Raw genomic sequence first — 25,730 nt, forward strand, 5'->3', positions numbered from 1 at the left:
CCCGCGCCGTCCACTAGACTCTCGAACAGTTGTTCGTGCCTTCGAGAGGGGATCGTGTGCGGGTGATGGGCGTCGACCCGGGACTCACCCGGTGCGGCCTCAGCATCGTCGAGGGCGGGCTGGGGCGGAAGGTGACAGCGCTCGACGTCGACGTGGTGCGCACCCCCGCGGATATGGACCTGGCACACCGGCTGATGGGCGTCGCCGACGTCGCCGAACACTGGATGGATACGCACAAACCCGACGCGGTCGCGATCGAGCGGGTGTTCGCGCAGCACAACGTGCGCACCGCGATGGGCACCGCCCAGGCTGGCGGCGTGATCGCACTGGCCGCCGCGCGCCGGGGGATACCCGTGGCCTTCCACACCCCGAGTGAGGTGAAGGCCGCTGTCACCGGCAATGGCACCGCGGACAAGGCGCAGGTGACCGCGATGGTGACGCGTATCCTCGGCCTCCATGTCGCGCCGAAACCGGCGGATGCGGCCGATGCGCTGGCCCTGGCGATCTGTCATTGTTGGCGGGCACCGCTGATGGCGCGGATGGCGGAGGCGGAGGCACGCGCGGCCGAGGCACAACGGCGGTATACAAAGCGGCTTGCCGAACAACGGAAGGTGGTGCGCGGGTGATCGCGTCGGTACGCGGTGAGGTGCTCGAGATCGCGCTCGATCATGTGGTGATCGAGGCGGCGGGCGTGGGCTACCGGCTCAATGTCACCCCGGCGACGCTGTCCACCCTGACCCGCGGCGAGGAATCCCGGCTGTTCACGGCGATGATCGTGCGCGAGGATTCGATGACGCTGTTCGGCTTCGCCGATACCGAATCTCGTGACCTGTTCGGCCTTTTGCAGACCGTCTCCGGAGTCGGACCCCGGCTGGCCATGGCGGTGCTGGCGGTGCTCGAGCCGGAGGCGCTGCGCAAGGCGCTGGCGGAGAGCAATGTCGCGGCGCTGACCCGGGTGCCCGGCATCGGCAAGCGTGGGGCCGAGCGCATGGTTGTCGAGTTGCGTGACAAGGTGAATCTTGTTCCGGTGCAGGCGGGTCCGCCCGGCAGTACGCCGACGCCGGTGCTCACTCCGGTGCGCGAGCAGGTTGTCGAGGCGCTGGTCGGACTCGGATTCCCGGTCAAACAGGCCGAACCCGCGGTCGATGCGGTACTCGCCGAAAATCCCGGTGCCGATACGTCGAAGGCGCTGCGGGCAGCGCTCGGCTCGCTGGGGAAGAATCGGTAAGACGTCATGGATCACGATCCCGAACCGGACGCCGAATCCCAGGTCAGCGCAAGCTATCTGAAGTCCGATGGTGATATCGAGGCCAGCCTGCGCCCGAAGTCCCTGGACGATTTCATCGGCCAGCCGCGCGTCCGTGAACAACTCGCGCTCGTACTGCGCGGCGCCAAACAGCGCGGCGGCACCCCCGACCATGTGCTGCTGTCCGGTCCACCCGGCCTCGGCAAGACCAGTATGGCGATGATCATCGCTGCCGAACTCGGTACGGCATTGCGCATTACCTCCGGCCCGGCGCTGGAACGCGCGGGCGATCTCGCCGCGATGCTGAGCAATCTGGTCGAGGGCGATGTGCTGTTCATCGATGAGATCCACCGGATCGCCCGGCCCGCCGAGGAGATGCTCTACCTCGCCATGGAGGATTTCCGCGTCGACGTGGTCGTCGGGAAAGGTCCTGGGGCAACGTCGATTCCGCTGGATATCGCACCGTTCACCTTGGTCGGCGCGACCACTCGCTCCGGTGCGCTCACCGGTCCGCTGCGCGACCGCTTCGGCTTCACCGGCCATATGGATTTCTACGATCCCGAAGAACTCTTGCGCATTCTGCAGCGCTCGGCCCATATTCTCGGTGTCACCATCGACCGCGATGCCGCCGCCGAAATCGCGGGCCGCTCCCGCGGCACCCCCCGCATCGCCAACCGCCTGCTGCGCCGCGTCCGCGACTATGCCGAGGTTCGCGCCGACGGCGTGATCACCCGTCCCATCGCGCAGGCCGCACTCGAGGTCTACGACGTGGACGTCCTCGGCCTGGACCGCCTCGACCGCGCCGTCCTCGGCGCGCTGGTCCGCAGCTTCGGCGGTGGCCCCGTTGGTGTTTCGACCCTCGCGGTCGCCGTGGGGGAGGAGGCCGCGACCGTCGAAGAGGTCTGCGAGCCGTTCCTCGTCCGGGCGGGCATGGTGGCCCGCACCCCACGCGGCCGCGTCGCCACCGCCGCCGCCTGGGAACATCTCGGCCTCGTGCCGCCGCCCGATCTCGTCTTCGGCTCCATCGAAGTCCGCGGTCGCGAACCCCATCCCACCCTCGACCTCTTCGACTGACCGTGGTCTAGCGGTGGTTGTGTTCGAGGGCGGTGACGACCAGATCCAGGAAGGCGTCGACCTCGTCGCGGCTGTAGCCGCGGGTGCCGAGGCGTGCCTCGGTGAAGCGGACGGCGCGGACGTCGGTGACGGTCAGGCTGCCGGGAGCGCCGTGGGCGAGGGTGGCCGCGACCAGGTCGAGGAAGGCGTCGACTTCCTCGGTGTCGTAGCCGCGGCGGCCGACAGCAGCCTGAGTGAACTGCATGCGGTGCACATCGTCGGGGGTGAGCAATGCGGCGAGCCCGGAACCATTGCCACCGGCGGGGACCGGTCGGGAACCGCGCTGCCGGAATTCCAGTTCCACGCGGACCCGGTCCAGGAATTCGTCGACCTGATCGGCCTGATAGCCGCGGCCACCGAAGCGTGGGGCGTCGAAGGCGACATGCCGGATGTCGTCGGCGGTCAGCACACCCTGACCGGCCAATGTCGCCGAGATCAGCTCCAGGAACGCGTCGACCTCATCGGCGTGGTAGCCGCGGTGCCCCAAAGGTGGCATGGCGAAGTGGATTCGGCTCACGTCGTCGGGGGTCACCCGCGACATTGTTCCAGGGTCGCTGCCCTGCTCGCGTCGAATGCGGTTTTTTCGAACTAGGCGGTCTCTGCCGAACACGTGTTGCCCCCGTCGGCCGGTCGATCCGGGTCCACCCTAGCCGGAATCGGCTCACGTAACCGCTGGAGATTTGCCGGTTTTCAGTCCTTGCGCACGCCGTCGATCAGCAGCCGCCGGATCGCCTCGTTCAACTCCTGCACCGCGGCCTCGTCCGGATTGCGCAGCCCGTGCACGATGCCCGCGAGCAGCATGCCGGTGACCGCCTTGGCGGTGTACTTGGTGTCGAGATCCGCACGCAGATAACCGAGTTCGACACCGTGCGACAGATAGCCCGCGGTGAGCGCGTCGGCCATATCGAGCAGACCGTAGAGCCGGGCGGTGAGTTCGTCATCGATGCCGGTGGCATGGAACAGCAGCAGTTGGGCGACGCGGCGGTCGTCCACGAGGATCCGGGTGAGCGCGGCGCCGATGCGGTCGATCTGGGCGCGATATTCGTCAAGGGAGGTGGCGGCGTCGGGCGCGTTGTCGGTCCCGAGCGCCTCGATGATCCGGGCGGCCAGATCGTCGATGACCACGTCGATGATCTCGCGCTTATTGCTGAAGTACCGGTAAAAGGTGCCGTGGCCGATGCCCAATTCATTGGCGATGTCGGCGATGCCGGTGGCGTGATAGCCCTTCTCGGCGAAGCAGACGAAGGCGGTGTCGATGATTTCCTGCCGTAGTTCGGCCTTGCGTCGCTGGATCGCATTTCCGGCCGCTGGGCGGGGCGCACGCGTGGATGGCTTCGTCACCTGTCCGATGATACGGTGTTCACAAACGGAATGATGTGTCATTCCGTGAGGAGTGGTTCCTACATTCCCGATGGAATGTTCAAGCAGGAGGTTCGACGTGGCGCCTCACTACGACGCGGTCGTGATCGGTGCGGGATTCGGCGGCATGGGAGCGGGTATCGAGCTCGACCGGCTGGGTCTGAGCAATTTCGTCATTCTGGAGCGGGAGGACGACCTCGGCGGCACCTGGCATGTCAATCACTACCCGGGTCTCGCGGTCGATATCGCCTCGGTGACCTACTCGTATTCCTTCGAGCCCAACCCGTATTGGACGCGCCTGTTCGCGCCAGGCAAGGAGCTCAAGAAGTACGCCGCCCACGTCGCCGACAAGTACGGCCTGCGCCGCCGGATGCGTTTCGGCACCGTGGTGGACGGCGCGCGGTGGGACGAGGAGCACCAGCACTGGGCCGTCTCCATCGCGGGCGGTGAAACCGTCACCGGCCGTTACCTTCTCACCGCCACCGGCTTCCTGTCCCAGCCCTACACGCCGCCGTTTCCCGGCATCGATTCCTTCACGGGCAAGATCATCCACACCACCGCGTGGGAAGACGATTTCGACCTCTCGGGTCGCAAGGCCGCCATCATCGGTACCGGCGCCACCGCGGTGCAGCTGATTCCCGAGGCCGCGAAGAAGACCGAGGAACTCACCGTGTTCCAGCGCACCCCGATCTGGGTCGTGCCGAAGATCGACAGCGCGATTCCCGCGCCGGTGCAGAAGCTGTTCGCGCGCGTGCCCGCCACGCAGAAGGCCGCCCGGCTGGTCAACACCAGCATGCTCGAGGCGCTCATGGTGGTCGGCGTACTGCACTTCAAGCAGGCCAAGCCCCTGAATATGGCCGCGGGCGTACTCGCCAAGGCGCATCTGCGGGCCCAGGTGCGCGACAAGGAGATTCGCAAGCAGCTCACCCCGCACTACGACTTCGGCTGCAAGCGCCCCACCTTCTCCAACCAGTACTTCAAGACGTTCAACCAGCCCAATGTCCGGTTGGAGACCAATTCGATCGATCACATCGAGGCCGATGGCATCGTCACCGCTGACGGACACAAGACCGAGATCGACACCCTGATCCTGGCTACCGGCTTCAACCTGTGGGACGTGAATTTCCCGGCCATCGAGATCATCGGCCGCGACGGCGTCGACCTCGGAAAGTTCTGGCGCGACAACCGTTTCCAGGCCTACGAGGGCATCACCGTGCCGAAGTTCCCGAACTTCCTCAGTCTCAACAGCCCGTACTCCTACAGCGGCCTGTCCTACTTCACCACCATCGAGGCCCAGATGAAGCACATGGGCCGGTTGCTCGGTGAGATGTTCCGGCGCGGCGAAACCACCTTCGAGGTGACCGAGCAGGCCAACACCCGGTTCCTGGACCGTGTCACCGAGAAGCTGGGTTCCTCGGTGTTCTACGGCGGCGACTGCACGACCGCGCGCAGCTACTACTTCAACCAGCACGGCGAAGCCGCGCTACTGCGTCCGACCAGCACCGTCAATGCCCACCGCGAGGCGGTCAGCTTCCCACTCGACGACTACACCTACGGCAAGACCGCCTAGAACGCCCCGCTGCGCAGCCCCGCGACCATCGCTCGGTCGCGGGGCTCGTGCTGTCCCGGAGCGGCTCCGGCTCCGGATTCCGGGACTCGAGGGTGTGCCGGTGTGGTGGTGACGACATGAGCTGGCAGACTGTTGGGGTAATAGCCCATTCCCACCCACAGACTAGGGACTGACTTCGACGATGGAACTTCTGTTTCCGCTCCTACTGGTAGCCCTGCTCGTGCCCATGTTCCTCGGTGTTCGCCGCCAGAAGCGCGAGGCCGAGAAGGTCACGTCCATGCAGGAAAGCCTGAAGGTCGGCGATCAGGTCACCACCACGTCGGGTCTGTACGGAACCGTGGTCGATCTCGACGACACCACGGTCGATCTCGAGATCGCCGAGGACGTCGTCACCACGTGGTTGCGTCAGGCCATCCGCGATGTGCGCACCGAGGACGAGACCACGGATGAGACCGTGACCGACGAGACCGAGGCCGGTCCCGTCGAGGAGTCCGCGGAGCAGACCGAGACCCGGCTGACCAAGGACTGATCGGTCATATCGGTGGGCCCGCGTGCTGCAGATCGCCGCGGGCCATCCGTCCGGGTGCCCGGCCGTGCGCGCCCGCCTGTTCCACCCTCGACTTCCGCCTAGGAGATGACGAACTGTGCCACCTTCCCAGGGATCGGCGCATCCGCTCCGGCTGCTCGGCGTCTACGCCGTGCTGCTGGCCGTGATCTATGCGCTGGTGTTCTTCACCGGTGACCATTCCCCGACCCCCAAGCTCGGCATCGACCTGCAGGGTGGTACTCGCGTCACATTGACCGCGCGCACCCCCGACGGCAGCAAGCCCAACCAGGACAGCCTGCGCCGGGCGCAGACGATCATCGAGAACCGCGTCAACGGTCTCGGTGTCTCGGGCTCCGAGGTCGTCATCGACGGCGACAACCTGGTGATCACGGTTCCGGGTGACGACGGTGGCCAGGCCAAGGCGCTGGCGACGACCGCCAAGCTCTACATCCGTCCGGTGCTGTCGGCGGTGCCCGCGGTCGGCGGTAAGGCCACGCCCCAGACAGGTACCGCGGGGACGGCGGGGACGGCGACACCGGGCCCTGTGCCGGACACCACCCAGCTCAACCCCGATGGCACCGTGCCGACACAGCCCGCGCCCACCACCGAGGCCGCGCCGACCACGGAGTCCGCGCCCGCGGCGGAGTCGACCCCGCAGCCGCGCGTCTTCCCCGCGCAGGCCCCGACCTCGCCGCCGACCCCGCCGGGCGGCCTGACGCCGCAGGAGCAGGCGAAGAAGGAGATCGCGGACGCCAAGGCGATCAGGCAGAGCACCGATCCCACGGTGCAGCAGGCCGCGATGGCCGCGATGGATTGCACCAAGTCCGACCCGCTGGCCGGTAACGACGATCCGAATCTGCCGCTGGTCACCTGCTCCACCGACGGTAAGGAAATCTTGCTGCTGGACAAGAGCCGCATCGACGGCCAGGAGATCAAGGACGCCACCTCCGGACTCAACCAGCAGCAGGCGCGCCATGAGGTGAACCTCGAATTCAAATCCGGTGGTAGCGATGCGTGGGCCTCGCTGACCGGTGAGTACATCAACAAGCGCGTGGCTTTCGTACTCGACTCGAAGGTGGTCAGCGCGCCGGTCGTGCAGTCGGGTCCGCAGCAGGGCGGTCGCACCACCATCTCCGGTAGCTTTACCGCCGCCAGCGCCAAGGAACTCGCGAACACCTTGAAGTACGGTTCGCTACCGCTGTCGTTCCAGACCTCCGAAGCCGAGACGGTTTCGGCGACGCTGGGTCTGTCCTCGCTGCGCGCGGGCCTGCTCGCGGGTGCGATCGGTCTCGCGGTGGTGCTGCTGTACTGCCTGCTCTACTACCGGATGCTGGGCTTCCTCGCCGGATTCTCGCTGATCGCCTCGGGTGTGGCGGTGTACGGCATCATCGTGCTGCTCGGCCGGTGGATCGGATTCACGCTGGACCTTGCCGGTATCGCCGGTCTGATCATCGGTATCGGTCTGACCGCCGACTCCTTCGTAGTGTTCTTCGAACGCATCAAGGATGAAATGCGGGAGGGTCGCAGCTTCCGTTCGGCGGTGCCGCGCGGTTGGCAGCGGGCCCAGCGCACCAACCTCTCCGGTAAGACCGTCAGCCTCATCGCCTCGGTGGTGCTGTACATTCTGGCCGCCGGTCAGGTGAAGGGCTTCGCGTTCACCCTCGGTATCACCACCGTCCTCGACGTCATCGTGCTGTACCTGGTGACGGCGCCCCTGATGATGCTGGCCTCGCGCTCGTCGTTCTGGGCGAAGCCGTCGGTCAACGGGCTCGGTGCGATTCAGGAAGTGGCCAGGGAGCGTAGGGCCGGCGAGGCGCTGGTTAAGGAGACGGCACGATGACGAACTCGACCCTGGAGCCGTTCGCCGACGAGGTGAACGATTTCGAGACGCCCAAGCACAGCATCTTCGAGCGCCTCTACACCGGTACCGGCGGATTCAAGATCGTCAGCAGACGGCGTTTCTACTACGCGCTGACCGCGGCCTTCGTGCTGATCTCGTTGCTGAGCATCGGAATTCGCGGATTCACCCTCGGCATCGACTTCGCGGGCGGTTCGCGCATCCAGTTGCCCGCGGCGGGCACGGCCACCACGCAGAAGGTCGAGGATATCTACTCCCAGACCATCGGCCACGCCCCGGTGACGGTGCAGAAGGTGGGATCCGGTTCGGCGGAGACCATTCAGGTCCGCTCGGACACGTTGAGCATCACCCAGACCGACGCGCTGCAGACCGCGCTGTTCAACGCCTTCCAGCCGAAGGACAAGGACGGCAACGTCTCGCGCAATGCGATCAGCATCGCCGAGATCAGCGAGACCTGGGGTAGCCAGATCACCAAGAAGGCCTTGATCGCGCTGGTCGTGTTCATCGCGCTCACCATGGTCTATATCGCGATCCGCTTCGAACGGGATATGTCGATCGCGGCGATCGCCTCGCTGTTCTTCAACATGATCGTCACGGCGGGCATCTACTCGCTGGTCGGCTTCGAGGTGACCCCGGCCGCGGTGATCGGTCTGCTGACCATCCTCGGTTACGTGCTCTACGACAATGTCGTCGTCTTCGACAAGGTCGAGGAGAACACCCGCGGTGTGGTCAATACGACCCGGCGCACCTATGCCGAACAGGCGAATCTCGCGGCGAACCAGACCTTGATGCGGTCGATCAACACCACGGTCATCGGCATCCTGCCAATTGTCGGCATGCTGGTGATCGCGGTGTGGCTGCTCGGCGTCGGCACGCTGAAGGATCTGGCGCTGGTGCAGCTTGTCGGCATGATCGTCGGCGCGTATTCGTCGATCTTCTTCGCGGTGCCGCTGCTGGTGTCGATCAAGGAGCGGTGGGGTCCGGTCGCGGCGCACACCAAGAAGGTGCTCAACAAGCGGGCCGGACTTGCGTCGGCGCGTGCGGGAACAGAGGCGGAGCGACGCGCGGTCGCGGCGACCGGCCGGGAGCTGGGTGCGCGTCCCGTGCGGGAACCCGGACAGGCTCCGCGTCCGGGCGCACGGCCGAGCGGAAAGCGGAGCAAGCGCAGGCACTGACAGCCGACGGCAGGGGTTTGCATATATGAAGCAGTCGCTAGGGGCACGTCTGATCGGAGCGGTGGCTGCGGGCACCGTGGCAGCCACGGTGATGGCCGGGTGCTCCAGCCAGAACCAGGTGCCCTCCATCGGCTATGCCGTCGACGCCGTGATCGCCACCTACAACGGCGGCACCACGCTCGGTGCGGGCACCGGCTCGGATGCGGTGTTCGCACGGGTGCTGACCGGGTTCTTCTACACCGGACCGGACGGTCAGCAGGTCGCGGACACCGATGTCGGCACCGCGAAAGAGGTGCCGGGCGAGGCGCAGACGGTGCAGTACCGGCTCAATGCGGACGGGGTGTACTCCGACGGGGTGCCGACGTCATGTGACGATCTGGTGCTCGCCTGGGCCGCGCGCAGCGGCCGCTATACCAAACCCGGTGACCGCGGCCAGGTTCCGCTCTTCGATGCCGCGAGCACCGCCGGATACGCCGATATCGAACGGGTGGACTGTCAGCCGGGATCCAAGGACGCCACCGTCGTATTCCGCGCCGACCACCACTACCTGCCGTGGCGCAACCTGTTCACCGCGGGTGAGTTGATGCCCGCGCATGTCGCCGCTCGGGTGGCGAATGTGCCGAACGTGGTGACGGCCGTGCAGTCCGGTGATCAGGCCTCGTTGCAGCGGATCGCCGACTTCTGGAACAACGGGTGGACGATCGGCGCGGACAAGGTGGATCTCTCACGGTTCCCGTCGTCGGGGCCGTATCGGATCGATTCCTACTCCGCCAAGGACGGTCTGGTGCTGGTCGCGAACGAGCGCTGGTGGGGCAATAAGCCCGAGACCGGGCGGATCGTCGTGTATCCGAAGACGGCCGATCTGAAGGCAAAGGTCGGCGACAATGCGGTCGGGGTCATCGATATCGGCGCGGGATCGGTGAAAGACGTCAATCTGGACGGGTTTTCGGTGCGGACCGTGCCCGGGCGCGGTGCCGAGCAGTTGGTGCTCGCTACTTCGGGAGTGTTCGCCTCGGCCGATGCGCGGCGCGGTTTCGCGTTTTGTGTGCCGCGCCAGGACCTGTTCGACAAGCTCGGCAAGGCCAAGGATGCGCCGAAGACCGGGCTCGGCACAGCGGTGCTGAATTCTCGCATCACACAGCAGGATTCGCTGTACTACCCGAACGTGATCGGCGCGGCCGACAAGTACCGTGGCGGTGATGCGACCGCGGCGGCCGCGAGCGCCGGTGCGGCCAAGCCGACCATCCGGATCGGATATGCGAAGCCGGACGATCGGCGCGCGCAGACCGTGCAGATGATCGCCGACGCATGCAAACCGGCCGGTATCAATGTGGTGGATGCCGGATCCGCCGATTTCACGCCGTCTCAGCTCACCGAGGGCAAAGTCGACGCCGTCCTCGGCAGCACCGCATCGACCCCGGGTCCGGCCGGATCCGAGACCGGTGTGGCCGCTACCAGCGCGTTGCGCACCGGTAGCGGGCTCAATTTCGGTCGGTTCGGTAACGGCCGCTACGATTCGATCACCGATCAGCTTGCGGGCGACGACAACTCGACCGCAACGCTGAATCTGCGCACCGAGGCCGAGAACCTGCTGTGGGCGGAGATGCCGAGCATTCCGTTGTTCGTCACACCCCGCACCATCGCGTTCGGCAACGGTCTGCAGAACGGCATAGCCGGGCCCACCCAGGCGGGCACCGGCTGGAACATGGACCGCTGGGTGTTGAAGCGGTGACAGGTGTTGGTGGGTGAGTAACCATGGAGAGGTGTCGATGAGCAAGCACGCGGCGGTGGAATCTGACGACGTCCTAGCCGAGCGGACAGGTCAGGCGGCCGAGCTGGTCGAACGCCTGACCCGCTGGCGCGACGATTTCCCCTCTCCCGGCATTCGCTTCGCCGATCTCACGCCGGTCTTTGCCGATCCGGAGGGTTTCCGGGCCGTCATCGACTGCCTCGCGGCGTGCGCGCCCGATGCCGACCTGGTTGCGGGCGTAGACGCGCGCGGATTCATCATCGGGGCCGGCGTTGCCGCGACGCTGGGAACCGGTGTCATGGCGGTGCGCAAGGCTGGAAAGTTGCCGCCGCCGGTCATCTCGCGTGAGTACAGCCTCGAGTACGGCACCGCATCGCTCGAGATTCCGGCCGAGGGAGTCGAGCTGAAGGGGCGGCGCATTCTGCTGCTCGACGATGTGCTGGCCACGGGCGGCACATTGGCTGCCGCCGCGGATCTGTTCCAGGCCGCCGGTGCCGAAATCATCGCGGCCGCAGTGGTGCTGGAGTTGAGTTTTCTCAATGGCCGGGATCGCCAGGGCGATTACCCGTTGACCTCGGTGGTTCGGGTCTAGGTCGTTCGGCCGGGTTCGCCGGGTTTGCCTGCTCGGATTCGAGCTGCGAGGATCGCGGGGTGGATGTTTCCGCGCCGACGCGGCAGATTCGGGCTTCGTACGACGACTCGATAGTAGTTGTCTATCAGGCGTATTCGCCGGAGATTGCCGAACCCGCACTGGTCGCAGGAACTTTCGTGAGCCCGTTCAAGCGGGAGCGGATGACGTGGATCAAACCGTCGTTCCTGTGGATGATGTATCGCTGCGGATGGGCCCGCAAGCCCGGGCAGGAGCGGGTGCTCGCGATCACCATGACGCGCACCGGATTCGAATGGGCACTCGCCCGAGCCTGCCTGAGTCACTATGTGCCGGAGCTGTATTCGGATCGCCGTGCGTGGACGCAGCGATTGCGGACGAGTCCGGTTCGGATCCAATGGGATCCGGAACGCGATCTGCATCACCGGCCGCTCGGCCATCGGTCGCTGCAAGTCGGTCTCGGTGGGGAGGCCGTCGATGCATATGTGGATGCCTGGATCACCGACATCCGAGACGTAACCGATCAGGCGCGGCGGATCCACGAGCTGGTGGTCGCCGGGCAGTTGTCCGCGGCTGGTGATGCTCTTCCGGTTGAGCGGCCGTATCCGCTGTCGGCGGAGATCTCGGCGGTGATCGGGATTGGCGGGTAGTTCGGCGTTCAGTGGGGTGGACCGGGTAGTCGAGGTGGGTTACTCGAGTGCTCCTCTGTCTCGGTGTGGCGCTGTCACCCATAGGTCGGAGCCGCCGCGGCGTTCCGGACACAGAATGTGATCCGAATATCAGTGGCGCAACATCCGCGGATGTGTTTAATCTAGACGGGTCTTATCCCCGTTGATCGGAGTCATGTCGTTGCTCTCATGAGGTAGCCACTCGGGCGGCCCGCATCCTGTGCGCCGCATTCCCGCGCAACCTCTGGGGTCCACATGACCAATCTGTCTCTTTCCGATCTCACTTTTTCCTGGGCCGATGGCACCCCCGTCTTCGACGGTCTGGACGCGGTGCTCGGACCGGGCCACCTCGGCCTGGTCGGCGGCAACGGTGCGGGCAAGTCCACTCTGCTGCGGCTGATCGCGGGTGAGCTGGCCCCGGCGCGTGGTTCGATCTCGCTCACCGGGCGGCTGGGCTACCTGCGACAGGATCTCGGACTCGGCGACGGTCAGCGCGTCGACGCGGTGCTGGGCATCGCCGAGACGCGAAAGGCATTGCACCGCATCGAATCCGGGATCGGCGACGAGTCCGACTTCGATATCGTCGGCGCGCAGTGGGATGTCGAGGAGAGTGCCATCGCGCTGCTCGGCCGACTCGGCCTGCACTATCTCGCCGACTCGACCGAACAGCTGGACCGCCGCCTCGAAACCCTCTCCGGCGGCGAGACGGTGCTGCTCGGCCTGGTCGCCGAGCTGCTGCGCGATCCGGACGTGCTGTTGCTCGACGAGCCGACCAACAACCTGGATCACGTTGCCCGCCAACGCCTCTACGAGGTCGTCGCCCAGTTCTCCGGCACCGTCCTCGCGGTCAGCCACGACCGCGAGCTGCTGGAGCGGATGTCCACCATCGCCGAACTGCGTCAGGGTGAATTACGTTTGTTCGGCGGCAATTTCAGCGAATACGAGCGGATCGTCGAAGCGGAGCAGGAGGTGGCGCGCGCGGCAATCCGGGACGCGCGCAGTGATGTTCGCAAACAGGCACGCGAACTGGTCGAGACCCGGATCAAACTCGATCGCCGAGCCCGCTACGGGCAGAAGATGTTCGAGAACAAGCGGGAGCCGAAGATCGTCATGGGCGCACGCAAACGCGCAGCGCAGGTGTCGGCGGGCAAGCTGCGCAATAGCCACATCGAAAAGCTGGACACCGCGAAGGAGCAGCTGCAGCAGGCCGAGGACCTGTTGCGCGACGACCGGCAGATCCGGATCGACCTGCCGGACACCCGGCTCTACCCGGGCCAGGACGTCATCGATCTCGAGGAGGTGGAATTGGCATGCGGTCCGACCGTGACATTGCGGGTCTCCGGGCCGGAGCGGATCGCACTGACCGGCCGCAACGGCGCGGGCAAAACCACACTGCTGCACCGCGTCGCCGCCGAACCGCCGCAGGTGCCGTGGCGCATACTGCCCCAGCGCCTCGACATCTTCGACGAACAGCGGACGGTCTTCGAGAATGTCGCCGCGACCGCACCGCATGCCGCCGCCGAACAGATCCGAGCCCAACTGGCCCGCTTCCTGTTCCGCGGCGCCGATGCCGATGTCGCGGCGGCGGCACTGTCCGGCGGTGAACGCCTGCGCGCGGCCCTGGCCATGCTCCTGCTCGCCGACCCGGCCCCGAAACTCCTGCTGCTCGACGAGCCAACCAATAACCTCGACCTGCCCAGCCTCGACCACCTCACCCAGGCCCTGGCCAACTACGAGGGCGCACTGGTCGTCGTCAGCCACGACGCCCGTTTCCTCGATGATATCGGGGTGACCCGACGACTCGAGCTAACCGGTGCGGGGCTGGTCGAAACGTGACAGCGCGCGCCGCATGACGCCCGGATGACGAAGTAGGCGCGGCGCCAGCTTCACCGCCAGCAGGGTCAGCGGGAGCCAGGGCCGCAGGTGCGGTTCGAGGCGGCGGATGCGGCCGTCGGCGGCCAATTCGAGGATCATGGCCTCGGTCATCCGGAACGGTCCGACGGCGGCCTCGGCGAGCAGAACTCGGCGCGCACCCTCGCCGATGTGCTCGGTCCATCGCAGTCGGCCGAGGCTGCCGTACGCCGCGGCCAGCAGGATGCGCAGATCCTGGTGACCGCGGAAGACCAACCGGCCGGAGACCGGAGAGGTCAGCGCGGCATCGGGTGCGAGTGTCGTCATCAGCGCATCGAAATCGCTGGCCTCCGTAGCCTCGCGAAACCGCGCCACAGCATCGGACATGTCTCGATCACCTCTTCACAGTTGGTTGTTTCGCAACATAACGGAGTCACTTGTAAAAAGCAATGGACTAGGATGGGCGGGTGCCCAAAGCTGCCATGTCCGACATTGTGTGCTCGATCGCGCGAACGCTCGACGTGGTCGGGGAGCGGTGGACGCCGCTGATCCTGCGCGACCTGTTCGTCGGGGTGAACCGGTTCGAGGACATCCGCCGCGACCTCGGCATCGCCTCCAATGTCCTGACCGCGCGTCTGGATGCGTTGCGGCAGTACGGGATCGTCGAAGCCAGGGCCTATCAGTCGAATCCGGTGCGCCACGAATATGTGCTCACCGAGCAGGGGCGTGATCTGTATCCGGTGCTCACCATGCTCATCACATGGGGTGATAAGTGGCTCGCCGGGCCCGCCGGGCCACCCGCGCTGGTCGTGCATCGCGATTGCGGACATCCCACTTCCGGGGTGGTGGTCTGCCGGGACTGCGGCGGGCCGCTCACCGCCGACAATGTGGACTGGCGGCATGGTCCCGGCGCGCGGCGCGGACCGGGAACCATGCTGATCGGCGATCATCTCGAACCGGCGCCTTAGCTCTGTCGGGTAACGCAAGTGTTTCGCTCGAGTTGATCGACGTGCTCGGCTGCAGCATGATCAATCCGATGGATCCGGTGTTGCGGGCGATAGCCGATATCGATTGGGCCGAGCTGGAACATGCTTACGGCCCGGCGGCGGATGCTCCGGCGCACCTGCGGGCGCTGATGGACGGTGATGCCGAGTCCTGTGTCGACGCGGTCGGCTATCTCGACGCCGCGCTACTGCATCAGGGCAGTGTGTACTCCGCGACCGCGCCGTTCGTCGCGATCGTGGCCGAACTGCTGGCGCGTCCACATACCGAGATGAAGGTCGAAGACATACTGCCGTGGGATCCGGGTCCGCGGTCGTTGCGCGTCGCGCTGCTGGACTATCTCGAGGTCTTCGCGCAGGGGTGTTGCTCGGGGATCTCCGATGAGCAGTTGTATGCCGAGGCCTATCCATCCGGCCGTACCGAAGAGGATCTGCAGCGCGTCAAGGCGAATCGGCGCGCCGGGCTACTGGAATTGGGGCCCGATCCGGCGAATGCCCTTCTGGTGGAACATGTTCCGACGCCACCGGGCTTGCTGGCCGCCATCGACGACCACGAATTCCGCGCGGCGATGCGGGCAAGAGACGAGATCGCCTGTCGCGCGGTCATTCCCGGCGTGATCGAGGCGGTCGAACCCCTGATCGATGATCCGGATGTGACGGTGCGCATGGCCGCGCTGCGCGCGATGATCGAACTCACCACGCATCCGGCCTATGCCGAGAAGCGGGCCGCGGTGCTGCAGCGGCTCGACGAGATCGCACCGACCATGTCGGATCCGGTCGAACGCGCCACTGCCGCACGGATTTCCGGCCTCAATGGCGGCCGTCCGGAGCAATTGCTCGCCGACGCCCATCCCGGTGTGCGCACCTGCGCCGCCCTCGCGCCCGCATTCGCCGCCGAACAGCGTGCCACCGACGAACTGCTTGCCGCGCTGGAACATCCGGAGGTCGTCGACCGGTGGTTCGATCGCCATCTGCCCGGACAGGACGGCTGGCTGCGCCACGATGTCATCCGCGAACTCGTCAGCCGGGTCGATGATTTCGAGACACTGCTGCCCGCGGCGATCGAAGCCGCGTGGGCGGCGAATCCGAGCACCGTGCACTACGACTGTATTTCCTTCCTGCACAGAGCCTTTCCGGATACCATCGGCGCCGGATCGGAGCTGTCCGCCGCCCAGCTGTCGTTCCTCGCGGTACTGGTGGAGATCGATGATCTGTGGCAGCTCGGCCAACTCGAACGCTGGCTCGATACCGCGGGCCTGCCCGGCGGGCGGGACGGCTGCCGGCGGCTCGTCGAGCAGTAGCCGCTCGGTCCCACGTCCGCAGAGTGGGTGTAGGGTCCTGACTTTCGCCGCCGGAACGCGGACACGAGGATGTGTATCCATGGGAATCGAGTTGCACGCGGCGGGGGTATGCCGCGCGCCCACCGCGGACTTCCTCGATCAGGTGGGGGAGTGGCTGCTGACCGGCCCCGCCGGTGCGCGGGTCGGCTGGACCGCGACGTCCGCGCCGCTGCGGAAATCGGTGGAGGTCTCCGGAGATCGCCTGCTGGCCGTGCTGCATCCGGCGGCCGAACCGGTCGATCTGCGTGCGGCGCACGGGCAGGTGGTGGTGAGCGCGGGTTGTGCGTCGGCCGGGCCGGGCTATCACCGGCACGTCGCGGCGGTGCTGCACGAAATGGGTCGGCGATTCGACATCGTGTGGGACGAGGGGACCGAGGATCCGCTCGGATTGGGCGATGACCGTGCCGAGGTCGAGCGCGATTATCTGGTATGGATCCGCAGTCTCGCGGAGACGGTCCTGACCGAAGTGCCTGCCGAGGGTGCCTGGGTTTCGATCGGATTGTCGCTCGGCAGTGACCGTTTCGACTACGACGGGCTGGCCGCGAGCTGGTTGGGGCCGCGCGATCGCGACTGGTTCCAGGCTGTCCGCGATGGCGACGAGGTGGCCGCGCGCGCGTTCTTTCCCTGGTGGGAGGACGGTTGGACGGCGCCGACGATTCGCAATACGGCGATGGGCATCATGTGGAACGACGTGCGTTGGCGGGCGCCATCGGACGCCGATGACACGCCCGCACTGCACCAGGCCGATGCCTTGCTCGCCGAGGCGCACCGGCTCGACGCGGCGCTGGAGCTGCCGTGGGCGGCCTGGCACGAATTACGGCTGCTGCTCGCGGATTCGGCCGCCACCGCGGCGGGTGCGCCCGACGATCTGCCAGCGCGGGCCGTCGCGGCGGACCAGGTGCCGCTCGGCTACCGCCGCCGCCCGGTGCACACCACACCGGTATCGGGGTGGAGCCTGCGCATTCCCGGCGATTTCACCTACGGCTGGGATGGCGATCGGTGGTGGGCCTGGGACGGCACCCGCCAGATCGAGATCACCATCCTGCGTGTCGGCGACCCGAAAACCGGGCCGCCACCGGCGGCGATGCTGCAATACGGTGCCAACGCGACCGCCGGTCATCGCGGCGAACCCGTCAGCGGCGGTCCCGGTGACGGATGGTGGTTGCCCTCGGAGGACGGTGCGGAGGTCGGCGTGCAGGGGATCGCCAGTCGTCGCAATGGTGAATTGCTGCTGGTCACGATCAGTGTTCCCGGGACGCAACTCGATTGGGCGATCGAGGCCTGGCGCTCGCTGCAGTACAACGGCGACTGACCGCACGTTTGTGGAAGCGGGTGCCCGCTCCGGTCGAGCATGCTGGCCGTGCGACTCGAACAGGAGGTTCCCTTGGCAACTGTCGTCAACACCGTCGTGGGCGTGTTCTTCCTCGCGATGGGTGTCTATGCCCTCATGGCGCCCGCAGCACTGACCAGCCCCTTCGGGATTCGTCTCGAACAACCCGAGGCGCGCTATGAGATCCGCGCCGTCTACGGCGGATTTGGTCTGGCGATGGCGGCGATGCTGGCGGTCGCGGCGACCCACGACGGATCCCTGCGCACCGGAATCATGATCACCATCGGAGTCGCACTCGGCGGAATGGCATTCGGCCGCATCGTATCCGCGGTCTTCGATGACCGCGTCGCCTTCTATCCCAACTGGTTCTACTGCATTGTCGAGACGGTTGCCGCAGCTGCCCTGGTGTCGGTCTCCTGAGCCGATCGCGGGACCAGCGGTTGACCCCATATCCGGTCAGCGTCCCGTCCCGTCGCCCTGCGGTGCCTGGACCGGCGGAAACAGGATCGGGCTCAGCAGGTGCAGAAGCCCTCGTCCATGATGTCTGCCGCGGCCGTGCACGCGCCGCGGAAGCCTCAGCCGTCGATGCGGATCGGATCTTCGTGCTCAGGCACAAGAAAGATCGCGCCACGGGCCGCGGCCGCCTAGCCATCGGCGGTGGTTCTGATCGTCATGGCCGGTGACGCCTCGCCGATGCACTGAAGCCGCGGTGCGGGTAACGCGTTATCCCGCGACGCTGGGGCTCCGTGCCGCCGCGCAGGCCGCGATCGAGGCAATCGTTCGGCAGGTGCGATTGGTCGACCTGGGGAAACGATATTCATCCTGCAGGATGGGCGGGACTATCAGGTCGCCGTCGATGACGATTTGTCGCTGTGGCGATACCGTGTCGGCCTGTCTTCGCGATAACCAGTAGTGAGCCGTTGTGTTCTCCGGCGAAACGAATTCGCCGCAGGGGATTTCGGCGGCGCGGCAATCGGGGCACTCTGGAAGGGAGCCCCTGATCCGATGACAGGAATCCGATCGTGACACGTACCTTGACACAGCTGGAGTTACTGACCGAACTCGAACCCGTTGCCGAACAAAATCTCAACCGTCACCTATCGATGGCCAAGAACTGGCACCCGCACGACTACGTGCCGTGGGACCAAGGCCGCAATTTCGCCGAGATGGGCGGAATCGATTGGGAACCAGCGCAGTCCCAGTTGAGTGAACTGGCCAAAGCCGCGATGGTCACCAATCTGCTGACCGAGGACAATCTGCCGTCCTATCACCGACTGATCGCCGAGTCCTTCTCCCAGGACGGCGCCTGGGGCACCTGGGTGGGGCGGTGGACCGCCGAGGAGAACCGGCACGGGACCGTCATGCGTGACTATCTCGTCGTCACCCGCGGGGTGGACCCGGTAGCGCTGGAACATGCGCGAATGGTCTGCATGACGGCCGGGGTGCAGCACCCGACCGGGGTGGACGACAACGGATTCCTGCCCGGTGTCGCCTACGTGACTTTCCAGGAACTGGCGACCAGGGTCAGCCATCGCAATACCGGCCGGGTCTGCAACGACGCGACTGCCGACCGGATGCTGCAGCGCATTTCCGCCGACGAGAACCTGCACATGGTCTTCTACCGCAACCTCTGCGGTGCAGCCATAGATCTGGCTCCCGACCAAGCGCTGGTAGCGATCTCCGCGATCATCCGCAACTTCCAGATGCCGGGTGCGGGCATGCCGAACTGGCGTCGTAACAGCGTGCTGATGGCCAAACACGGCATCTACGATCTGCGCCAGCACCTCGAGGAGGTCGTCACACCGGTGCTGCGCAAGTGGAATATCTTCGAGCGCAATGACTTCGGGCCTCGCGGCGAACAGGCGCGCGAGGAACTCGGCTTATTCCTCGAGCAGCTCGGCAAAGATGTGCTCAAGTTCGAGGAACAGCGCGACCGGGCACTGGCACGCGAAGCGCGCAAGCGCGAGTGGCAGGACGCCTGAGCCGATCCCGCTGGATCGATGATCTTGGTCGCGACCAGCGGACTCTTGACGAGGCGAGTTTTAGTCTCATACACTAAAACAAGGCTCACGAGAGGAAGTGATGACATGGGATACGGACATTGGGACGACACCGCCTACCGCGCGGCCAAGACCTTCCGTGCCAGCCGAGGTCTGGACGACTTCGGGTACACCGCGCAGATGCGGGGGCAGCCGTATTCGGATTGGCGGGCGCATCCCGCGCTCGAACCGCTCGGGGTCACAATGCGTGAATGCCGGGATTCGGCCGAGCACGGCAACTCGCTGCCGATCGCGGTGCTGTTCGACGTCACCGGATCGATGGGGCGGGTGCCGCGGATCATGCAGGACAAGCTCGGCAAATTGCACGGTCTGCTGCGGCGCAAGGGCTATGCGGAGGATCCGCAGATCATGTTCGGCGCCATCGGCGACGCCGATACCGACCGCGTGCCGCTGCAGGTCGGGCAGTTCGAATCCGACAATCGGATGGACGAGCAGTTGCGCAATATCCTGCTGGAGGGTGGCGGCGGCGGACAGAAGTCCGAAAGTTATGAACTGGCCGCGTATTTCATGGCCACCCATGTCGCGACGGACGCATGGGAGCGGCGCGGTAAGCGCGGCTACCTGTTCATCATCGGTGACGAGTTGAACAAGGCGAAGTTGGCGGGGCGGCATATCCGTGGCGTCATCGGCGATCATGTGCGCACCGATATCGAGGTCGCATCGATCTATCGGGAACTGGCCCAGCGCTGGCACGTGTACTACATCCTGCCGAACCAGTCGAACTACTTCGACGATCTCGAGATCGCCGAACACTGGCGGGGGTTGCTCGGCCAGAACTTCATGAAGCTCGACGATCCCGCCGCGGTCTGCGAGCTCATCGCACTCACCATCGGGCTGGAGGAGGACCGCGTCGACGTGCATACCGGACTCGCGGATCTGCGTGATGTGGGGTCGATGGCAGAGGCCGATTCGGTCGGAAAGGCGTTGGGCGTCAAGGCGGGACCGAGTCTTCGTGCCCTGTCGCGGGGGCAGAGCTGAATCCGGCAAGTGGTGGAGTGCTGCCGCTCCGATGTGGCGTTCGGCCCCGGACGGCTATCGCGCGGGCACGCTGCTGATCCGGAGCGCAGAGAGCCTGTGGCCGACGTCGCAGTGGCACGCCGATGGCGATGCACAGGGCCGAATCGTGGTGCGCATGCTCCGCGCGGCTGGGGGTCGAATGTCTGCGCTTTCGAACGCATCAATGGAAAGGTAAGGGGTGAGAGGTGATTCCGTCGCACATTATCGTGCTCGACCTGGGGTTCGGGGATGCGGGGAAGGGGGCGACGGTCGATTGGCTGTGCGCACCGGAGACGGGGCTGGACGTATCGGCGGTCGTGCGATTCAACGGCGGTGCGCAGGCCGCGCACAATGTCATCGCCGACGGTCGCCATCACACCTACGCGCAGTTCGGATCCGGAACCTTTTCCGGTGTGCCGACGCTGCTCTCGCGGCACATGCTGGTCGAGCCGATCGCGCTGGCGAGTGAATCGCGGCAGCTTGCGGCACTCGGTGTGCGGGATCCGCTGTCGCTCTTGCGGATCGACGGCCGCGCATTGCTCACGACCCCGATCCATATCGCCGCCAACCGTGCGCGCGAGGATGCGAGGGGTTCCTCGCGGCACGGTTCCTGCGGCCGCGGCATCGGCGAAACAGCAAGTTACGCACTCGAATACGATGCGCCGACCGTCTCGGACTGCCTGCGCCCCGACGTGCTGCACGCCAAGCTGCAGGCGATGGCGGCACACTACGGGCCACTGATCGCGCCGAGCACGCACCGATACGAAGCGATTCGCGATCTGGTCGATATGTACCGGGAATTCGCCACTGCCGTGCGCATCGCCGACGGCACCGAACTCGCCCGCCTAGCGCAGCGCGGCCGCCTGATTTTCGAAGGCGCACAAGGCGTTCTTCTCGACGAATGGCGCGGCTTCCATCCGCACACCACCTGGTCCACCGTCGAACCGCGCAACGCACGCGCCCTACTCGCCGAAATCGGCGCCCCCGCTTACACACTCGGCGTCACCCGCACCTACATGACCCGCCATGGTGCGGGACCGTTCCCCACCGAAGACCCCACCATGGCGATCCCCGAACCGCACAACACCACCGGCGCCTACCAGGGCCATTTCCGATGCGGCCACCTCGACCCCATCCTGCTCCGCTACGCCATCGAGGTCTCCGGCGGCATCGACGGCCTGGCCCTCACCCACCTGGACGCACCCGGAACCGGCTACGCCGCAACGGGATACGCGACTTCGCGCGGGGTAATCGACCGCATCGAACCAGGCCGCTGGCAAGACCTCGACCACCAACGCGACCTCACCGCCCTGCTGACCACGGCCGATCCGTTGCTGACAGCCGTGCCAGCCGACCCGGTGCCCTGGCTGGAATGTCAACTCGGTACCCCGATAGTCCTTACCGCGGACGGCCCGGACCGTCGCAACCGGATCCCGGCCAGGGTCGTTGCCGCCGCCTAGAACTCGTTGGTGTGCCACTCGGTCGAAGCCGGACGGGGTGCGGCAGGATGGGGTGGCGTGGAGCAATCCGTGGTTTCGGTTGATGTGGTGGCATTGCGGTTCTGGGCCGACGACGCCGGGGTGACCGTGGGTATCGCGCCGCGGGAGACGGAGCCGTTCACCGGGCAGCTGGCGCTGCCGGGGGTGCTGCTCGGGCGAGGGGAGCGGTTGGTCGCGGCGGCGCGGCGTGCGGTGCACACCAAGTTGGGCGTGCCGGAAGCGGCTATCGGGGCGGTCGGGCAGTTGGTGACCTTCGACGAACCCAATCGCGACCCGCGCGGGCCGACGCTGTCGATTGCCATGTGGGCGGTGGTAGGGCCGCATGACGGGCCCGCGCAATGGGTTTCGTTCAATGCGGTGCCCGAATTGGCCTTCGACCACAATCGCATCGTCGATGCCGCTCGCGGCCTGCTGGCCCGTCTGCTCTGGAAGGATATGGCGTTCACCAGAGCGCTGACCGGTGATGAATTCCCGGCGACCCGCGCGGTGGAACTCAGCTCCTCCGTTCTCGGCGCCCGCCCCGACCCGGCGAACCTGAACCGCACCCTGGCAGCCATCTCCGGCCTGGAACGCACCACCGAACGCCGCCGCGTCAAGGCCACCGGCCGCCCCGCCGCCGTCTGGGCCTTCACCCCCGGCGAATAACGCACCGCTCTACACTTCGTAAACCGCGTATGTGCGTCCGAGCACCGGATAGGACACATTCCGCACCGGCACACCACCCGCGGTGCGTCCGAACTCCGTGCCTCCGTGCGCGTGTCCATGAATAGCCAGCACCGCACCGCCCGCGTCCACGGCCGCACCTAGATCGTGACAGCCCAGCCCCGGATAGATCTTCGGCGGTTCACCCACCAGCGTGTCGATGATCGGCGCGAAATGCGTCAGGGCGATACGTGTTCGGCACTTCAGCGAATCCAGTGCCTGACGCAGCCGCAGTGCGTCGAGCGGCCCGCGCCGCATCCGGGCACGGTGCTCTGCGCTGCCTTCGTCGGGTGTGCCCGGGTATGCGGGAAATCCACCGCTGCCACCCATCACCCCGGCGATTCCGACCTGCCGCCCGCGCAGCTCGAGCGTGATCGCATCGCCGTCGAGCACATGCACGCCGAGTGCGGTGAGCATGGCCGCGATGCGGTACCCGAGCCGCCGATCGTGATCGTGATTGCCGAGCACCACGACCACCGGCATCGCGAGTCCGGCGATCTCGGCGCACAGCAGATCCGTTTCGTGCGGCCCACCGCCCTCGGTGAGATCGCCGCCGAGCAGCAGTACATCGGCGTCCAGTCGTAGGAAGTCAGGGCGGAAACGTCCTGCGACGGCATCGCGCATATGCAGATCCGCGACGGCGGCGATCCGAAGGGGTGCAGCGGGGGACATGGCGGTCAGCCAGCCACACGCTGGACGGCGTGTCAACTGGCTTCTGCCGTTCACCTCACCGATACGCACCCGTGAGCAGTATGAATAGCTATTGGCTATCGCGAGTTCAATGGCTGTTCAGCAAGGCGACCGGCGATGGCGAGACCGATGAAACGTCCGTGAACACTCACTCGGTGCGCTACCGAAAGGCACTGTCGTACCGGATCGTTCGGGATATGAGCGCGCGAACCGCAGCCACCACGCCCCTCGCACGCAGGCAGCTTTTCTCCGGCGCCGTTGCCGTCGCGGCGGTCTCGACCGTCCTCGCCACCGGGCGTGCGCAGGCCGCCTCTCGAGCCGACAAGGTCGTCCTCATCGGACTCGACGGCACGATGTACCGCAAGATCGAAGAGGTGCGGGCGCCGAACCTGTTGCGGCTCAGCGCCGAAGGCGCCCTCGGCCGCGGCTCCATCGCCCCGCACATCTCCATCTCCGGCCCGTCCTGGGCCACCGTGCTCACCGGCGTCTGGGGCAGCAAACACGGCATCACCGACAACAACTTCGACGCCACCCCGTTCGCGAAATATCCGACGGTCTTCACCCGCCTCGAACGCCACGATCCGACCCTCAAGACCCAGTCCATCGCCACCTGGGACCAGATCGCCACCATGACGGCCAGCGGCGATCCGCGCGCCGACGTCGTCATCTCCACCCCGCTCGTCCCCGATGACGACAATGAAAGCGCCACCGACGCCGCCACCACCGACACCGTGGTCACCGCCATCACCAAATACGCCCCCGACTTCCTGTTCACCCACCTCGACCAGGTGGACCGCGCCGGCCACCAGCACGGCGGGGCGTCCAGCGAATACCGCGACGCCGTCACCCGCATCGACGCCCTCGTCGGCCGCATAGTCGCCGCCGTAGACGCTCGTGCTCGCGCCAACCCCGCCGAACGCTGGACCATCCTGGTCACCACCGACCACGGCCACCGGCCCAAGGGCGGTCATGGCGGCCAAACCCCCGACGAGACAAGCAGTTTCGTCATCGCCCGCGGCCCGAACTTCCTCGCGGGCGCGACCAGTTCCAGCTTCTCGCTGGTCGATATCACCCCCACCGTGCTGGATATCTTCCACGCCCCGCTCGACCCGGACTTCGACGGACAATCGCGCATCCGCCAGCCCGTTGAACCTTTTACCAGCCGATAGGGCACCTTTCGCCCGCTCCGCTCGTGTCGCCGCATACGATCGCCAGCGCCGCAATTCACCGGCATAACCGGGGCATTTCCGACTCGGCAACCTCGGATCGGGCAGGTGACCTGCGCGCGGACTAAAGTTGTGGTCTGGGCGGTTGCAGCGGTCGGATACTGTGGTCCGATCGCGGCGTGGAGAGGTGGTGGCATGACTCAGCATCTGGGCGAGGCGAATGTCGAGCAATCGGCAGGTGCCCCGCAGTCGAATGGTGCGGCCGCCTCGGATGTGACCACGCCGAAACCACAGCTGAACGGCGGTACCGCACCGGCGCGTCAGCCCGGGACCACGGCCGCGGTCCCGACCTCCGCCTCGCGGCGGGTGCGTGCCCGCCTGGCCCGGCGCATGACCGGCCAGCGTGGTATCGCGGCGGTCAAACCGGTGCTCGAACCACTGGCCAGCGTGCACCGCGAGCTGTATCCGAAGGCGAATCTCACGCTGTTGCAGCGCGCCTTCGACGTAGCCGACGAGCGCCACGCCCACCAGTTCCGCAAGTCCGGTGATCCCTACATCACCCACCCGCTCGCGGTCGCCAATATCCTCGCTGAACTCGGCATGGACACCACCACACTGGTCGCGGCACTGCTGCACGACACCGTGGAGGACACCGGCTACTCGCTCGAGCAGTTGACCGAGGACTTCGGCGCCGAGGTCGCGCATCTGGTCGACGGCGTCACCAAACTCGACAAGGTCAACCTGGGCGCCGCCGCCGAGGCCGAGACCATCCGCAAGATGATCATCGCGATGGCACGCGACCCGCGCGTGCTGGTGATCAAGGTGGCCGACCGCCTGCACAACATGCGCACCATGCGCTTCCTGCCGCCGGAGAAGCAGGCGAAGAAGGCCAAGGAAACCCTCGAGGTGATCGCGCCGCTGGCGCACCGCCTCGGCATGGCCACTGTCAAATGGGAGCTCGAGGACCTCGCGTTCGCGATTCTGCACCCGAAGAAGTACGACGAGATCGTGCGCTTGGTCGCCGACCGCGCACCCTCGCGCGACACCTACCTGGCGCGGGTGCGCGCGGAGATCGTGAATACGCTTGCGGCATCGCGGATCAACGCGATCGTCGAGGGTCGCCCCAAGCACTACTGGTCGATCTACCAGAAGATGATCGTCAAGGGTAAGGACTTCGACGACATCCATGACCTGGTCGGCAT

General features: G+C 66.3%; 25 protein-coding genes. 21 read left to right on the forward strand and 4 right to left on the reverse strand.

What is annotated here, in order from left to right:
* Nucleotides 1-56: 56 nt before the first annotated feature.
* Genes ruvC through ruvB form a run of 3 tightly spaced genes read left to right on the forward strand, consistent with a single transcriptional unit; the run spans nt 57 to nt 2,320 of the window.
* Complete coding sequence (ruvC, locus tag NP3_RS23040; protein ID WP_063043669.1) at nt 57-626, forward strand: crossover junction endodeoxyribonuclease RuvC; 570 nt, start codon at nt 57-59, stop codon at nt 624-626.
* The gene (gene ruvA / locus NP3_RS23045) at nt 623-1,228 is read left to right on the forward strand and encodes a Holliday junction branch migration protein RuvA (RefSeq protein WP_063043670.1); all 606 of its coding nucleotides are present in this window, start codon (nt 623-625) and stop codon (nt 1,226-1,228) included. Before ruvC ends, ruvA begins: the two co-directional genes overlap by 4 nt.
* A gap of 6 nt (nt 1,229-1,234) precedes the next feature.
* On the forward strand, nt 1,235-2,320 hold the full coding sequence (ruvB, locus tag NP3_RS23050; RefSeq protein ID WP_063043671.1) for a Holliday junction branch migration DNA helicase RuvB: 1,086 nt from the start codon (nt 1,235-1,237) through the stop codon (nt 2,318-2,320).
* 7 nt (nt 2,321-2,327) lie between these two features.
* On the opposite strand, the gene NP3_RS51160 is transcribed toward ruvB, so the two are convergent.
* On the reverse strand, nt 2,328-2,900 hold the full coding sequence (locus tag NP3_RS51160; RefSeq protein WP_063043672.1) for a DivIVA domain-containing protein: 573 nt from the start codon (nt 2,898-2,900) through the stop codon (nt 2,328-2,330).
* A 149-nt stretch (nt 2,901-3,049) separates the two neighbouring features.
* Nucleotides 3,050-3,700 (reverse strand): TetR/AcrR family transcriptional regulator, encoded by a 651-nt coding sequence (locus NP3_RS23060; protein ID WP_245721073.1) that lies wholly within the window; start codon nt 3,698-3,700, stop codon nt 3,050-3,052.
* Between the two features lie 97 nt (nt 3,701-3,797).
* Between NP3_RS23060 and NP3_RS23065 the strand changes: the two genes are divergently transcribed.
* The 8 genes from NP3_RS23065 (at nt 3,798) to NP3_RS23100 (ending at nt 13,729) form a co-directional block, all read left to right on the forward strand.
* Complete coding sequence (locus NP3_RS23065) at nt 3,798-5,288, forward strand: flavin-containing monooxygenase (RefSeq protein WP_063043673.1); 1,491 nt, start codon at nt 3,798-3,800, stop codon at nt 5,286-5,288.
* A 181-nt stretch (nt 5,289-5,469) separates the two neighbouring features.
* Nucleotides 5,470-5,817, forward strand: a complete 348-nt coding sequence (gene yajC / locus NP3_RS23070) for a preprotein translocase subunit YajC (protein ID WP_063043674.1) — start codon at nt 5,470-5,472, stop codon at nt 5,815-5,817.
* A 115-nt stretch (nt 5,818-5,932) separates the two neighbouring features.
* A complete protein-coding gene (gene secD / locus NP3_RS23075) occupies nt 5,933-7,675 on the forward strand; it encodes a protein translocase subunit SecD (protein WP_063043675.1) in 1,743 nt (580 codons plus the stop codon).
* The gene (secF, locus tag NP3_RS23080; protein ID WP_063043676.1) at nt 7,672-8,868 is read left to right on the forward strand and encodes a protein translocase subunit SecF; all 1,197 of its coding nucleotides are present in this window, start codon (nt 7,672-7,674) and stop codon (nt 8,866-8,868) included. Before secD ends, secF begins: the two co-directional genes overlap by 4 nt.
* 25 nt (nt 8,869-8,893) lie before the next feature.
* On the forward strand, nt 8,894-10,600 hold the full coding sequence (locus NP3_RS23085; RefSeq protein ID WP_063043677.1) for an ABC transporter substrate-binding protein: 1,707 nt from the start codon (nt 8,894-8,896) through the stop codon (nt 10,598-10,600).
* Nucleotides 10,601-10,637: 37 nt separating this feature from the next.
* Nucleotides 10,638-11,210 carry an adenine phosphoribosyltransferase gene (locus NP3_RS23090; RefSeq protein WP_063043678.1) on the forward strand — a complete coding sequence of 191 codons (573 nt, stop codon included), beginning with the start codon at nt 10,638-10,640 and terminating at the stop codon, nt 11,208-11,210.
* Nucleotides 11,211-11,269: 59 nt separating this feature from the next.
* A complete protein-coding gene (locus NP3_RS23095; protein ID WP_063043679.1) occupies nt 11,270-11,875 on the forward strand; it encodes a DUF4291 domain-containing protein in 606 nt (201 codons plus the stop codon).
* Nucleotides 11,876-12,148: 273 nt separating this feature from the next.
* Nucleotides 12,149-13,729: an ABC-F family ATP-binding cassette domain-containing protein gene (locus tag NP3_RS23100; protein ID WP_063043680.1), complete on the forward strand. Its 1,581-nt coding sequence runs from the start codon at nt 12,149-12,151 to the stop codon at nt 13,727-13,729.
* On the opposite strand, the gene NP3_RS23105 is transcribed toward NP3_RS23100, so the two are convergent.
* Nucleotides 13,700-14,131 (reverse strand): nuclear transport factor 2 family protein, encoded by a 432-nt coding sequence (locus NP3_RS23105; protein WP_063043681.1) that lies wholly within the window; start codon nt 14,129-14,131, stop codon nt 13,700-13,702. The two genes, NP3_RS23100 and NP3_RS23105, sit on opposite strands and share 30 nt — an antisense overlap.
* Nucleotides 14,132-14,211: 80 nt before the next feature.
* Between NP3_RS23105 and NP3_RS23110 the strand changes: the two genes are divergently transcribed.
* From NP3_RS23110 to NP3_RS23145, 8 genes are all read left to right on the forward strand, one after another.
* On the forward strand, nt 14,212-14,712 hold the full coding sequence (locus tag NP3_RS23110) for a winged helix-turn-helix transcriptional regulator (RefSeq protein WP_063043682.1): 501 nt from the start codon (nt 14,212-14,214) through the stop codon (nt 14,710-14,712).
* A 56-nt stretch (nt 14,713-14,768) separates the two neighbouring features.
* Nucleotides 14,769-16,046: a hypothetical protein gene (locus NP3_RS23115; RefSeq protein WP_157124472.1), complete on the forward strand. Its 1,278-nt coding sequence runs from the start codon at nt 14,769-14,771 to the stop codon at nt 16,044-16,046.
* 79 nt (nt 16,047-16,125) lie between these two features.
* Nucleotides 16,126-17,397, forward strand: coding sequence for a hypothetical protein (locus NP3_RS23120; RefSeq protein WP_063043684.1), 1,272 nt, complete (start codon nt 16,126-16,128; stop codon nt 17,395-17,397).
* 48 nt (nt 17,398-17,445) lie between these two features.
* Nucleotides 17,446-17,835, forward strand: coding sequence for a DUF4345 domain-containing protein (locus NP3_RS23125; protein ID WP_281197479.1), 390 nt, complete (start codon nt 17,446-17,448; stop codon nt 17,833-17,835).
* Nucleotides 17,836-18,437: 602 nt separating this feature from the next.
* Nucleotides 18,438-19,397 (forward strand): acyl-ACP desaturase, encoded by a 960-nt coding sequence (locus NP3_RS23130; protein WP_063043686.1) that lies wholly within the window; start codon nt 18,438-18,440, stop codon nt 19,395-19,397.
* A gap of 105 nt (nt 19,398-19,502) precedes the next feature.
* Nucleotides 19,503-20,453, forward strand: a complete 951-nt coding sequence (locus NP3_RS23135) for a hypothetical protein (protein ID WP_063043687.1) — start codon at nt 19,503-19,505, stop codon at nt 20,451-20,453.
* Between the two features lie 224 nt (nt 20,454-20,677).
* Nucleotides 20,678-21,931 (forward strand): adenylosuccinate synthetase, encoded by a 1,254-nt coding sequence (locus NP3_RS23140; protein ID WP_063043688.1) that lies wholly within the window; start codon nt 20,678-20,680, stop codon nt 21,929-21,931.
* 57 nt (nt 21,932-21,988) lie between these two features.
* Nucleotides 21,989-22,615, forward strand: coding sequence for an NUDIX hydrolase (locus tag NP3_RS23145; RefSeq protein WP_063043689.1), 627 nt, complete (start codon nt 21,989-21,991; stop codon nt 22,613-22,615).
* 9 nt (nt 22,616-22,624) lie between these two features.
* Here NP3_RS23145 and NP3_RS23150 read toward each other — a convergent pair whose 3' ends face one another.
* Nucleotides 22,625-23,344 (reverse strand): metallophosphoesterase family protein, encoded by a 720-nt coding sequence (locus tag NP3_RS23150; RefSeq protein WP_063043690.1) that lies wholly within the window; start codon nt 23,342-23,344, stop codon nt 22,625-22,627.
* A gap of 215 nt (nt 23,345-23,559) precedes the next feature.
* Between NP3_RS23150 and NP3_RS23155 the strand changes: the two genes are divergently transcribed.
* Nucleotides 23,560-24,531, forward strand: a complete 972-nt coding sequence (locus tag NP3_RS23155; protein WP_063043700.1) for an alkaline phosphatase family protein — start codon at nt 23,560-23,562, stop codon at nt 24,529-24,531.
* 192 nt (nt 24,532-24,723) lie between these two features.
* Nucleotides 24,724-25,730 (forward strand): HD domain-containing protein (locus tag NP3_RS23160; RefSeq protein WP_157124473.1); only part of this gene is annotated, 1,007 nt, incomplete at its 3' end.

It is taken from the genome of Nocardia pseudovaccinii NBRC 100343 (assembly GCF_001613225.1).
Taxonomy (GTDB): domain Bacteria; phylum Actinomycetota; class Actinomycetes; order Mycobacteriales; family Mycobacteriaceae; genus Nocardia; species Nocardia pseudovaccinii.